General features: G+C 75.1%; 7 protein-coding genes. 5 read left to right on the forward strand and 2 right to left on the reverse strand.

Features of this window, described 5'->3' with window-relative positions:
* The first annotated feature begins 302 nt into the window (after window positions 1-302).
* Both LLG88_16685 and LLG88_16690 read left to right on the forward strand, forming a co-directional pair.
* Window positions 303-1559, forward strand: coding sequence for an L-serine ammonia-lyase, iron-sulfur-dependent, subunit alpha (locus LLG88_16685; GenBank protein MCE5248545.1), 1257 nt, complete (start codon window positions 303-305; stop codon window positions 1557-1559).
* 29 nt (window positions 1560-1588) lie between these two features.
* On the forward strand, window positions 1589-2590 hold the full coding sequence (locus tag LLG88_16690; GenBank protein MCE5248546.1) for a YIP1 family protein: 1002 nt from the start codon (window positions 1589-1591) through the stop codon (window positions 2588-2590).
* Window positions 2591-2654: 64 nt separating this feature from the next.
* On the opposite strand, the gene LLG88_16695 is transcribed toward LLG88_16690, so the two are convergent.
* Together LLG88_16695 and LLG88_16700 are read right to left on the reverse strand one after the other, a co-directional pair.
* Window positions 2655-3248 (reverse strand): DUF1579 domain-containing protein, encoded by a 594-nt coding sequence (locus LLG88_16695; protein MCE5248547.1) that lies wholly within the window; start codon window positions 3246-3248, stop codon window positions 2655-2657.
* 255 nt (window positions 3249-3503) lie between these two features.
* A complete protein-coding gene (locus LLG88_16700) occupies window positions 3504-4763 on the reverse strand; it encodes an alginate export family protein (protein ID MCE5248548.1) in 1260 nt (419 codons plus the stop codon).
* Window positions 4764-4942: 179 nt separating this feature from the next.
* Between LLG88_16700 and aroC the strand changes: the two genes are divergently transcribed.
* From aroC to LLG88_16715, 3 genes are all read left to right on the forward strand, one after another.
* Window positions 4943-6070 carry a chorismate synthase gene (aroC, locus tag LLG88_16705; protein ID MCE5248549.1) on the forward strand — a complete coding sequence of 376 codons (1128 nt, stop codon included), beginning with the start codon at window positions 4943-4945 and terminating at the stop codon, window positions 6068-6070.
* Window positions 6071-6176: 106 nt separating this feature from the next.
* Complete coding sequence (locus LLG88_16710; protein ID MCE5248550.1) at window positions 6177-7832, forward strand: bifunctional shikimate kinase/3-dehydroquinate synthase; 1656 nt, start codon at window positions 6177-6179, stop codon at window positions 7830-7832.
* A complete protein-coding gene (locus LLG88_16715) occupies window positions 7817-8248 on the forward strand; it encodes a 3-dehydroquinate dehydratase (GenBank protein ID MCE5248551.1) in 432 nt (143 codons plus the stop codon). The genes LLG88_16710 and LLG88_16715 overlap by 16 nt, the downstream gene beginning before the upstream one ends.
* The last annotated feature ends 215 nt before the right edge of the window (window positions 8249-8463 follow it).

The raw sequence follows: 8463 nt of genomic DNA on the forward strand, positions 1-8463 counted from the left end.
AATAGAGGGCGTCGGCGGGTCGATTCCGACCCGCCGACGGCCCCTCGACCTCAGGTCTCGGTCGGCCCTCGTCCGGCTCGCGCCCCGTAGACGCGCTCAAACGGCCCGAATGCGCCGTTTTTCAGCAGCGTCCTACACGCCGCGGGGCGTTGTGGAACCGCGCCGGCGGCGCGGATCACCGTACGTATCGGGAATCGGCGGCGGCGCGGCGCGCGCGGGGGGCGCGCCGCGCGGGCCGAGGCTAGGCTTGCCGCCGAAGGCGACCCGCCGCTTCGGGCGGGACCGCCCGGAAGGAGTCGGTCATGCGTTTGTCGGAACTTCTCGCCGCGGAGTGGCGTCCCGCTCTCGGCTGCACCGAACCGGCCGCCGTCGCCTACGCGGCCGCCGTCGCCGCCTCGCAGGCCGAAGGGCCGGTCCGCCGCGCGCGGCTGGTCCTCGACCCGCGGATGTTCAAGAACTGCTTCGCCGTCGGCATCCCCAACTCGGAGCACAAGAGCGGCGTGCGCTGGGCCCTCGCCATCGGCGCCCTGCTGCCGCGCGCCGACCTCAAGCTCGAGTCGTTCCGCGCCGCGACCCCCGAGATCCTCGCCGGCGCCGAGGCGCTGCTCGCCGCCGACGCCCTGACGGTGGACGTCGATCCGGCGCGCACCGAACTGTTCGTCGACTGCGTGGTCGAGCGCGCCGGCGGCCGCGGCCGCGCGGTGCTCGAGCGCGAGCACACGCGGCTGACGCGGATCGAGCGGAACGGCGTCGTCGTGCCGCCGCCGCCGGCCGCCCCCGGCGCGCCGCAGGACGGCGCCTCGCCGCGCGCCGCGCTGACGCGGCTCTCGCTGGAGGAGCTGATCGACCTCGCCCGCTCCGCGACGCCGGACGACCGCGCGCGCCTCGACGAAGGCGCGGCGCTCAACCTGGCCATCGCGCGCCACGGCCTCGCCGCCTTCCCGCCGTCGTTCGCCGCGGCGGAGGGGGACGGCTTCGCCGGCCGCGCCGGGCGGCTCGTCTGCGCCGGCGTCCACGCGCGGATGAGCGGCGAGGACTTCGTCGTGATGACGCTCGCCGGCTCGGGGAACAAGGGAATCACCGCCAGCGTGCCGCTCGCGCTGCGCGGCGAGGAGGGGCTCGCCCCGAAGGAGCGCGTGCAGGAGGCGCTGGCCCTCTCCTGCGTGATGGCCTCGCTGACGACGCACCACCTCGGCCCGCTGTCCGCCGTCTGCGGCGGCGCGAACGCCGCGGGGATCGGCCTCGCCTGCGGCCTCGTGCTGCTCGGCGGCGGCGGCCCGGCCGAAATCTCGCTCGCCGTGAACAATCTCGTCGGGAACCTCGCCGGAATGGTCTGCGACGGCGCCAAAATCGGCTGCGGCCTGAAGACGATGACCGCCGTGGACGCCGCCTTCCGCGCCGCGTCGCTGGCGCGCGCGGGGGTCGGGATCCCGGCGACGGACGGGATCGTCGGCGCCGACGGCCTCGCCTCGCTCGCCAACCTCGGCCGCCTCGCGGTGCGCGGGATGGCCGGGACCGACGCGGAGATCCTCGAGATCATGCGCGCCAAGCTGCGTTGACGCGGCGGCGCGGAAAGGACGACGGAACGATGAACGACGAGAAGCCCACCGACCGGACTCCTTGGGCGACGCCGCCCGCCGCGCCGGCGCCGCACGCGACGCCCGCGGACGCGACGCCCGCGTCGGCGGCGGAGGCCAAGCCCTCGATCCGCCCCACGGACGAAACGCCGGCGCCGGACGCGACGCCCGCGTCGGCGGCGGAGGCCAAGCCCGGGATCCGCCCCGCGGACGAAACGCCGGCGCCGCCCTCGGACTCGCGCCTCTGGGTGCGCCCCGCGGACGAGGCCCCGGCGCCCGGCGCGGCGTCCGAACTCGAGCCGCCTGCGGACGGCCCGGCGACGGGCGCGGTCGCGTTGCTGGCCAAGACGTTCTACGCCCCCGGCGAGGCGTTCGAGGAGGTCGCGCGGCGGCGGCGCAGCCCGCTGCTGCCGCTGCTCCTGCTGATGGCGCTGGCGCTCGTCGCGGCGATCGCCCTCATCTCGCGCTCCGACTTCAGCGTCTCGATGGAAGAGCAGATGAAGAGCAACCCGCGGCTGGCGCAGATGGACGATGCGCAGCGGGCGCAGGCGATCGCGGTCGGGGCGACCTTCGCCAAGGTCATCTCCGTCTTCTCTCCGGTCTTCGTCCTGATCGGAATCACGCTCGTTTCGGCCGTCTTCTGGGTCTGCCTGCTGATCGGCGGCAAGGGGCCGCGCTTCCCGGACGTCTTCCGCGTCGTCTGCTGGGGGCAGGGGCCGGCGATGCTCGGCTCGCTGGCGTTCATCGCCGTGGCGCTCTCCTCCGGCGGCGCGGTGGACCTCAACAATCCGGTCGCCTCGAACCTCGGCGCGCTGCTCGACCCGGCGACGGCGGCGAAGCCGCTCGTCGCGCTGTTCAAGAGCCTCGACGTCTTCATGATCTGGGCGCTGGTCCTCTACGCGATCGGCCTCGCCAAGACGGCCCGCGGCGCGCTCGCCGGCAAGCTCGCGCTGGTCTTCGGGCTCTACGCGGCGCTGATCGTCGTCAAGGTCGGCTTGGCGGCGATCTTCTGACCGCCCGCGGCATGCGCGCGCCGCGCGCCGGAGCCCGCGCAAGGCTCCGGCGCGCGGCGGCCGCTCAGAGCCGCGTGTAGACGACCTCGAGCATCAGGACGTCCTTCGCCTGCGGGGTGTCGCCGTAGATCCGCATGACGTGCCGCGCCGGTCCCTCGATGCGCGTCTCGCTGCGCATCGCGAAGGTCTTCCCGGTGAGCGGGTCGTCGTAGGTTCCGTGGCAGCGCATCACCTTCTCCGCCGGGTCGGCGGCGCAGGTCATCACGAGGATCGACGTGGACATGTTGTCGATCCAGGTCGAGACGAACTGTTTCTTCACGTTGTCGTAGCCGGTGATCCCCCGGCCCTCGTACGGCTGGCCCATCATCTGGCCGGTCATTTCGTCGGCGAGGTAGCGGCCGCCGTAGATCATCCGGCTCTCGCCCGTGCCCTCGCTCTTCACGGGAGGCTGGCCGGGGCCCTCGTAGCTCGTGATTTCGGTCTTCCACTTTCCTTCGAACTGGGCGAGGAAGGCGTGCAGCGGGCCGGGGGCGCCGGCCTTGGCCCACGCCTCCATCGCCGCCTTCTGGTCCGGCGGTTCGGCCAGGGCGGCGCCGGGCGGCGCGGCGAGGATCAGGACGAACAGCGCGAGCAAGGACGTGAACAGCGTTCTGCGCATGGGGTCGTCTCCTTCGGTCAACGCGCAGAATGTCCGCGGGCCGCGCCGGGGGATCAACGCGAAAACGCCGCCGCCGGGCCGTTCCGCCGACGGTTTCCTCGTTCCGTGTAGGGGAGGCTGGCGCGCCCCGACGCCCGTCGGACCGCGGAAGCCTCCGCCGCGCCTGCCTCCCGACGTGAGCCTCGCGGAACCCTGCCTTTGACGCGCCGCAGGGCGACGTGTCGCGAGGCTCGCGTCGGGCGGCGGGCGCGGGCGTCAGAAGTTGAAGGTCATGTTGGCGAACAGCTCGGCGGCGTCCTTGTCGCCGTAGACCAGCTTCGCCGCGTCGCGCGGACGGGACCAGCCGGCGAAGAACCAGAAGCTCAGCTTCTCGCTCGCCGAATAGTCGAGGACCGCGTCCACCTCGTCGGAGAAGTCGCGCGGCGCGTCCGCGGGAAGGCCGAAGAAGGCGCCGGTGTCGAGCCTCGTGCGCAGCGCGAAGACGCGCAGCCGCACCTTCGCCGACGGCTTGAGGCCCGCCTCGAGCAGCGCGACCTTCTTGTCGGTGTTGTCGGCGAACGTCTGCGAGCCGTTGATGTCGCCGAGGTAGTACTGGTTCCAGTCGTTCCAGCGGTAGTTCCAGGAGTACCAGCCCTCGACGTCGGCCGTGCCGGGCTTGTCTCCGGAGAAGAAGAAGTACGAGCCGCGCACGTACGGCGCGTCGTCTCCCGCGCCGAAGCGCCACGAGGCGTCGGCGTGCCACGCCGAGGCGTCGAGGCCGCGCCCCTGGATCGTCCCGCGCTCGATCGCCGCCTCGCCGGCGAGCCGCAGCCGGCCGAACGTCGCCGCGCCGCGGACCGACGTCGCCCGCGCGTCGTTGTCCGTCGCGCCGGAGTCGTTCCGCGCGAGCCGCGTCGCGCCGAGCGTCGCGTTCGGCGCGACCTGCCACGCCACGTCCGCGCCGTAGAGCGCGCCCCACTGCGGCCCGTACGACGGCGAGAGCTTGGCGACGACGCCGGTCGCGCGCCACGCGCCGGCGGCGTAGTCCACGCGCGCCGCGTCGAAGTAGTTGAGCGGGACCGACCAGACGCCGGCGCGGTAGTCGTAGTAGCCGTCGCCGAGCAGGAAGCCGTCGCCGAAGACGACCTCCTGCCGGCCGAGCGCGACGTCGAGGTCCGCGCCGCCGATCTTCCTGAACGTCAGCTTCGCCAGTTCGAGCGCCGCGAACCCCTTGTCCTCGACGCCGTAGTAGTCGGCGCCCTGCGTCCGCACGGCGACGCCGCCGACCTCGATCGACATGCGCTCGCCGAACTCCTTGCCGAGCTTGAGGCGGCCGATCGCCTCGGCCCAGTGGTAGTCGGCGGAGCGGCCGCCCGGCTGCGCCTCGGCGCCGAAGTAGGCGTCGCGCGCCGCGAAGAGGCCGAGGTTGATCGAGCCGGAGACGTCCACCGCCGGGGCGGGGGCGGCCGGGGGATCGGCGAGCGCCGGCGCGGCGAGGGCGGCGAAGAGGGCGAGGGCAAGGGCGGAACGGGGCATCGGGGGTCTCCGGCCGTGCGGCCACTGGCGAATATCGGCCGCGGGGACCGAAGAGTCTAATTGTCGGTGGCGGGCCGGCGCAAAACGCATCGGCACATGGGGAGATGCGCCCCGCACGCGCGGGGGCGGTTTCGGTCTACGATGAACGGCGGAGGAGCAGCGTGGGCGTCCTGCGCTTCATGACCGCCGGCGAGTCGCACGGGCCGTGCCTCGTCGGGATCCTCGACGGGCTGCCGGCCGGGCTGCCGCTCGCCGAGGACGACCTGCGCCCGCGCCTCGCCCGCCGCCGGGGGGGCCACGGCCGCGGGGCGCGGATGAAGCTCGAGGAGGACGAGCCGCGGATCGTCGGCGGGACGTGGCGCGGGCTGACCACCGGCGCGCCGCTCGGCGTCGTCGTCGAGAACGCCTCGAACCGCGCTGGGCGCGCGGAGGCGGCGAAGACGATCCCGCGTCCGGGACACGCCGACCTCGCCGGGATGCTCAAGTACCACGGGACGGACGCCAATCCGGTCCTCGAACGGGCGAGCGCGCGGGAGACCGCGATGCGCGTCGCGCTGGGGGCCGCGGCCTGCGTCCTGCTGGAGCGGTTCGGCGTGCGGCTCGTCGCGCGGGTCGTCGAGTTCGGCGGCGTCGCCGCCGGGCCGCTCGATCCGGCGCTCGGGCCGGACGAGGTCGCCGCGGCGCGCGACGCGTCGCCGGTCGCCTGCTGCGATCCCGCGGCCTCCGCGGCGATGGTCGCGCGGGTGGACGAGGCGCGGGCCGCGGGGGAGACGCTCGGCGGGCGGATCGAGCTGGTCGTGAGCGGCCTGCCGCCCGGCCTCGGCGCCGCGGCGCAGTGGGACCGCCGCCTCGACGGCCGCCTCGGCCAGGCGCTGCTCTCGATCCCCTCGGCGAAGGAAGTGGAGCTGGGCGACGCGCTCGCCGCGGCGCGCGGCCTCGGCGGCGCGGCGCACGACGCGATCGTCCGGCGCGGCGCGGGGCTCGCCCGCGGCGCGAACCGCGCCGGCGGCGTCGAGGGCGGCATGACGAACGGCGAGCCGCTCGTCGCGCGGGCGACGTTCAAGCCGATCGCCACGCTGCGCCGCGGCCTCCCGTCGGTGGACCTCGCGACGGGGGAGGAGACGACGGCCCGCTACGTCCGCAGCGACGTCGGGGTCGTCCCCGCCGCCGCGGTCGTCGCCGAGGCCGTCGCCGCGCTGGTCCTCGCCGACGCCTTCCTCGAGAAGTTCGGCGGCGACCACGTGGACGACGTCGCCGCGGCGCTCGACGCCTTCCGCGCCCGCGCCCCGCGCTGGGGGCGGCCGTGACGCGCGCGGCGCGCGTCGTCGCGCCGTCCGCGGGCGCCGCGTCGATCCTGCGGGCCGCGGTGCGGACGGCGGCGCGGCGAGTCGGCGCGCCGCGCGCGAGGCGCTCGTGAGCGCGCCGCGCGACCTCGTGTTCTGCGGGCCGATGGCCGCGGGGAAGACGACCGTCGCGCGGATCGTCGCCGACAACCTCGGCTGGCGCTTCGACGACCTCGACGCCTGCGTCGAGGCGCGCGAGGGGCGCACCGTGGCCCAGCTCTTCGCCGAGGGGGAGGATCGGTTCCGCGCCGCGGAGGTCGAAGCGGCGCGCGCCTGGCTGGCCCGTCCCGAGGACGCGCCGGGCGTGCTCGCCCTCGGCGGCGGCACGCTGCAGCACGAGGGGCTCGCCGAGGAGCTGCGGCGGCGGGCGATCGTCGTCCACCTCGACGCGCCGGCCGTCTCGCTGGCGCGGCGGCTGCGCCCGGAGGACGTCCGCGTGCGGCCGCTCCTGTCGGGCGAAGGGAACCTGCTGCAGGCGCTCGCGGAGCTGCGCGAATCGCGCGCCGCGGGCTACGCGCGCTCCCACGTGCGGATCCAGACCGCGGACAAGCCGCGCGGCGAGGTGGCGCTGGAGCTGCTGCGCCTGCTCTACGACCCGGAGAACGGCGAGTTCCGCGAGCCGGCGCGGCCGATCGCGGCGCCGGACGACGAGGACGAGCTGCGCGGCGCGGCGGAGGGGGTGACGATCGGGCGCGGCGCCTTGCCGTTCCCCCCGACGCGGGCCGCGGCGCTGCTGGTGGACCGCAACCTGCCGGCGGCGCAGACGCGCCGCGTGCTGGAGCTGCTCGCCGCGCGGGTCGGCGCGCTGCTCGCGCGGCTGGAGCGCGAGGGGGGCGAGGGGGCGAAGACCGCGGAGAGCCTGCTCGCCGCGTGGCGCGAACTGCTGGAGGCGGGGCTCGACCGCGACACGCCGCTCTGGATCGTCGGCGGCGGCTCGCTCTCCGACCTCGGCGGCTTCATCGCCGCGACCTACAAGCGCGGCGTGCCGTTCGCGCTGCTGCCGACGACGCTGCTCGCGCAGCTCGACGCGGCGCTCGGCGGGAAGAACGGGATCAACCTCGACCGGACGAAGAACGCGGTCGGCGCGGTGCGCCTGCCGGACGCGGTCCACCTCGATCCGCTGTTCCTGCTGTCGCTGCCGGAGTCGGAGTTCCGCGGCGGGATGGCCGAGGCCGTCAAGACGGCGGTCGTGGGGGACGGCGCGCTGCTGGAGATCATCGAGGCGCGCGCGGCGGCGCTGGCGGCGCGGCCGCTGCCGGACCTCGAGGAGATCGTGCGGCGCGCGGCGCGGGTCAAGCTGGCGTTCGTCGGGCGGGACATCGAGGACCGCGGCGCGCGGCGCGCGCTCAACCTCGGGCACACGCTGGGCCACGCGCTCGAGGCGGCGACGGCGCGGCGCGCGCGGCCTCTCGCGCACGGCGAGGCGGTGGAGGTCGGCACGGCGTTCGCGGCGCGCTTGGCGCAGCGGATCGGGCTGCTCGAGGCGCGCGACCTGGCGGAGCGGCTCGACGCGCTCTTTGCGGCGCTGGGGTTGCCGTCGCGGCCGCCGGCGCTCGACGCGGAGGAGGAGGCGGCCGCCGAGCGGGCGCTCGCCCGCGACAAGAAGCGGTTCGGCGGCGAGAACGTCTGGGTGCTGCCGGTCGCGCCGGGGCGCGTCGCCTTCCGCGTCGCGGCGCGCGAGGAGTTCGAGGCGGCGTGGAAGGAGTTCCGATGCGCGCGCTCCTGATGCTCTCGGGGCCGAACCTCAATCTGCTCGGCCGGCGCGACCCGGCGCAGTACGGGACGACGACGCTTGGGGAGCTCGAGCTGCAGGTGCGCGGGTGGGCCGAGGAGCGCGGGTTCGCGCTGCGGGCGTTCCAGTCGAACCACGAGGGGGCGCTGATCGACGCTTTGCAGGAGGCGCGGGACTGGGCGGAGGGGGCGCTGGTCAATCCGGGGGCGCTGACGCACTACTCCTACGCGCTGCACGACGCGATCGTCGATTTCGGGAAGCCGGTGGTCGAGGTTCATTTGTCGAAGATCAGCGAGCGCGAGGAGTGGCGGCGCGTCAGCGTCGTCCGTCCCGCCTGCCGCTCCCACGTCGAAGGCCAAGGCGCCGCCGGCTACCGCGTAGCGCTCGATCTGTTGGTCGCGCTTCTGTAGGGGAGGCTGGCGCGCCCCGACGATCGTCGCCGCGCTCAACACTCCTTCGCGCCTGCCTCCCGAGTTTCAATGCGCGAACCCCGTGTTTCGGTACGCAAATACCCGCGCGTGATCGTGTGGCCGTGTCTCGGATGTGAAGACCCGCGCGTGCTCGTGGGACGGCGCGTCGTGCGGAGGGGGCGGGCTCGGACCCGACCGGGCAACGGGTCCGCGCC

This window comes from bacterium, assembly GCA_021372775.1.
Taxonomy (GTDB): domain Bacteria; phylum Acidobacteriota; class Polarisedimenticolia; order J045; family J045; genus JAJFTU01.